Source organism: Salinicola sp., assembly GCF_982684285.1.
Map to the genome: position 1 here is coordinate 1 of NZ_CEXLVS010000370.1, position 2,724 is coordinate 2,724.

The 2,724-nt window shown below is 64.1% G+C and carries 3 protein-coding genes; 2 read left to right on the forward strand and 1 reads right to left on the reverse strand.

What is annotated here, in order from left to right:
• The first annotated feature begins 117 nt into the window (after positions 1-117).
• Positions 118-1,554 (forward strand): sulfatase family protein, encoded by a 1,437-nt coding sequence (locus tag AC3AYF_RS19955; RefSeq protein WP_487780260.1) that lies wholly within the window; start codon positions 118-120, stop codon positions 1,552-1,554.
• Positions 1,555-1,568: 14 nt separating this feature from the next.
• The gene (locus tag AC3AYF_RS19960) at positions 1,569-2,531 is read left to right on the forward strand and encodes a formylglycine-generating enzyme family protein (RefSeq protein WP_295039766.1); all 963 of its coding nucleotides are present in this window, start codon (positions 1,569-1,571) and stop codon (positions 2,529-2,531) included.
• Here the strand turns inward: AC3AYF_RS19960 and AC3AYF_RS19965 are convergent.
• Positions 2,506-2,724 (reverse strand): GNAT family N-acetyltransferase (locus tag AC3AYF_RS19965; protein WP_295039769.1); only part of this gene is annotated, 219 nt, incomplete at its 5' end. The two genes, AC3AYF_RS19960 and AC3AYF_RS19965, sit on opposite strands and share 26 nt — an antisense overlap.

Genomic DNA, 2,724 nt, shown 5'->3' on the forward strand with positions numbered 1-2,724 from the left:
GCCGGCGCTCTATCTGTTTGCCATGACATTGGTCAGCCTCGCCTGCGTCATCGCGATCACCGAAACCTATCGCAGCGAGCTGTGAAATCGCCATCAATGGAGCAAGGAGCCGCGTCCATGTCAGAGAGGAAAGTTCCCAATATCATGTTCGTGATCACGGACCAGCAGCGATTCGACACGATCCACGCACTGGGACATGAGCACGCGATCACTCCGAATCTTGATCGGCTGGTCCAGGAGGGCACTACCTTCGCGAGAACCTACGTCACGGCGCCATCCTGCGCGCCGTCACGAGCCAGTCTGTTCATGGGCCTCTATCCGCACAGCACCGGTGTGTTCCGAAACGACGAGCCGTGGCGGCATTCGTGGGTCGAACAACTGGCGCAGGCGGGCTACCGCTGCGCCAACATCGGCAAGATGCATACCTTCCCGTACGAGACGCCGCTCGGCTTCCACGAGCGCCACGTGGTCGAGAACAAGGATCGCGACCATCCCAACCTGCCGTTCTTCCTCGACCAGTGGGACAAGGCGCTGTGGGCCCGGGGCGGCGACAAGCCGAGCCGGGTGACCTACCGTCACCGCGCCGACTATGACGATCGCCTGGGAGCTTTCGTCTGGGAGGCGCCTGCCGAGCTGCATGCCGACAACTTCGTCGGTGACTTCGCGGCCATGTGGCTCGAGCGTTACCCCGGTGACGAGCCGTTCTTTCTGCAGATTGGGTTTCCCGGACCGCACCCCCCCTACGATCCCACGCCTGAATACCTCCAACCGTTCGAGACGCGTGACGTGCCGATGCCGGTCGGCGGCGCGGACGATATCGCCAGTCAGCCGGCTCCGCTCAGGGCGCTGCGCCAGAACCATCTCGACAGCGATCATGACGCGGTCAAGCATCTGGAGCATCCGACCCCCGAGCAGATGGTCCGCCAGCGGCGCCATTATCATGCCAACGTGACGATGATCGATGCGCAGGTCGGACGGCTGCTCGACGCCTTGGAGAGGCGTGGCGTCCTCGAGGACACCATCATCGTGTTCACCTCGGATCATGGCGACTGCCTCAACGACCACGGTCATAGCCAGAAATGGAATATGTACGAGTCGAGTGTGCATGTCCCCGCGATCGTCTGGGGGCCGAAGTTCGTGCGAGGGAACCAACGCATCGAAGGTTTGACTTCGCTCATGGATCTGGGGCCGACCGTTCTCGAGTTGGCGGGTGTCGAACCGCCGGCCTGGATGGAAGCGCAATCACTGTTGCCGGCGCTGCAGGGCGAGGCGTGGGCGGGTCGCGAGCACGTCTTCGCCGAGCACGCCCGCGATTTCATCCTGACCGACACCGAATTGATGACCATGGTGCGTGACGACCGCTGGAAGCTGGTGACCTTCGTCGACAGTGACGAGGGGCAGCTCTTCGACCTGGAAAGCGATCCCGACGAGCTCGACAACCGCTGGGACGACCCCTCCTGCCGAGCGCTGCGCGATCACCTCCAGCAGGTGATCGCGCGTTGGCGGGCCGAAAGCGCGACCCATACGTCGACATGGGCGGCGCCTTGGCGCTGAATGGGGCGTTTCGAATGGCATCGAACGATCGTGCCTGCTGTACCCCGACTTCGGCACGAAAGAACCCGGAGGCCGGGGCCGACGGGCTTCCGCGTCGACTGGCGGGAGCCGGTAGCCATCCGATCGAGCAGGCGGCCATTCCCGCCGGTTCGTTCGTCATGGGTGAAGGCACCGACATCGCCAACCGTCGCGATGGCGAACACCTGACGCATGCGGTCTATCTCGACGCGTTCGTCATCGATGCGACCACCGTTACCAACCGCGATTTCGCGCGTTTCGTCGACGCCACGGGATATCGCACGGAGGCCGAGCGGTGGGGAGTATCGGCGGTGTTTCGCCATCAGGTTCAGGCACCGAGGGAGGACGTGCTCGGCGCCCTCGACGGCATGGCGTGGTGGGTCGCGGTACGGGGTGCGCATTGGCGCGCCCCGGGCGGGGCGTTGTCGACGGTGGATGACCTGCTGGATCATCCGGTCGTTCACGTCAGCTGGCGCGATGCCGTGGCGTACTGTCAATGGGCGGGGCGCGGGTTGCCCAGTGAAGCACAATGGGAGTACGCCTCGCGTGGGGGGCTGGCGGGATGTCGCTATCCCTGGGGTGACGACGTGACGAACGACTGCGGGACATGGCGCTGCAACATCTGGCAAGGCGACTTCCCCCACACCAATCTCATCGAGGATGGCTGGCGTTTCACCGCGCCGGTCGAGGCTTTCCCGCCCAATGGTTACGGCCTGTATCAGACGGTCGGCAATGTCTGGGAGTGGTGCGGCGATGGCTTCGACCCCGATTACTACGCGCGCTCGCCGTTGAGCAACCCGCCGGGACCGGCCGACGTCGCGCGCCGCGTGATGCGAGGCGGCTCGTTTCTGTGCCACGACTCGTACTGCAATCGCTACCGGAACGCGGCACGGACATCGAACACACCGGCAGCTTCGAGCAGCAATATCGGGTTCAGGACGATCGGCCCGGGAGCTTGAGCGACTTCTGCATCACGCCGCGTTTCAACCTCACCCCGCTGCGATGGGCGTAGTCGTCAAGGGCGAGCAGCTCGTAATCGTGGGCGAGATAGAAGTCTATGGCGTTGAGCGCGGCGGACAGCGTCAAGATGTCGATGCCTTCCTGCCTGGCCAGCTCCTCTGCGCGTGCCAGCAACTTCGAACCATGACCGCG